This window comes from Neisseria sp. P0022.S010 (assembly GCF_051956635.1).
The window spans coordinates 1-429 of the sequence record NZ_JBQCXF010000947.1; the positions used below are offsets into that span (position 1 = coordinate 1).

1 protein-coding gene is annotated in these 429 nt (G+C 45.0%); it reads right to left on the reverse strand.

Features of this window, described 5'->3' with window-relative positions; genetic code table 11:
• Positions 1 to 35 precede the first annotated feature (35 nt).
• Positions 36 to 425: a DUF5339 family protein gene (locus tag ACTHUT_RS22255; protein WP_049344783.1), complete on the reverse strand. Its 390-nt coding sequence runs from the start codon at positions 423 to 425 to the stop codon at positions 36 to 38.
• Between the last annotated feature and the right edge of the window lie 4 nt (positions 426 to 429).

A 429-nucleotide genomic window follows, 5' to 3' on the forward strand; every position in this document is an offset into this window, starting at 1 on the left:
CCATTGGAATCCGTTTTTCAATAAAGCTATTAATATTATTTAGCTTCTTCTTTAGCGTCTTCAGCAGCTTCTTTGGCATCTTCCGCTGCGTCTTTTGCGTCTTCTTTAGCCTCTTCAGCAGCATCTTTGGCTTCTTCGGCTTTTTCTTCAGGAGTTTCGGCAGCAGGAACGCCTTTCAAAGCGTCCAAAGAAGTTTTACAAGTTGCATCGCGTTGGTCTGCAGGCAGGTTTTTCAGGGCTTCTTTGGTTTGTTCGAAAGATTTTTGCATCATGTCTTTGGTTGCGGCATCTACGTCTTTAGTTGCTTCGGCAAATGCTTTTTCGTACTCGTCACAAACGGCAGAAGAAGATGAGCCTGAACCGCCGCCGCATGCTGACAGGGACAGGGCTGCCAATAAAGCTGCTAATAAAGCTGATGTTTTCATATGT

What these genes read in the sequence shown, in the direction of transcription:
- ACTHUT_RS22255 (WP_049344783.1), bottom strand. Translation starts at nt 425, where the DNA reads ATGAAAACATCAGCTTTATTAGCAGCTTTATTGGCAGCCCTGTCCCTG.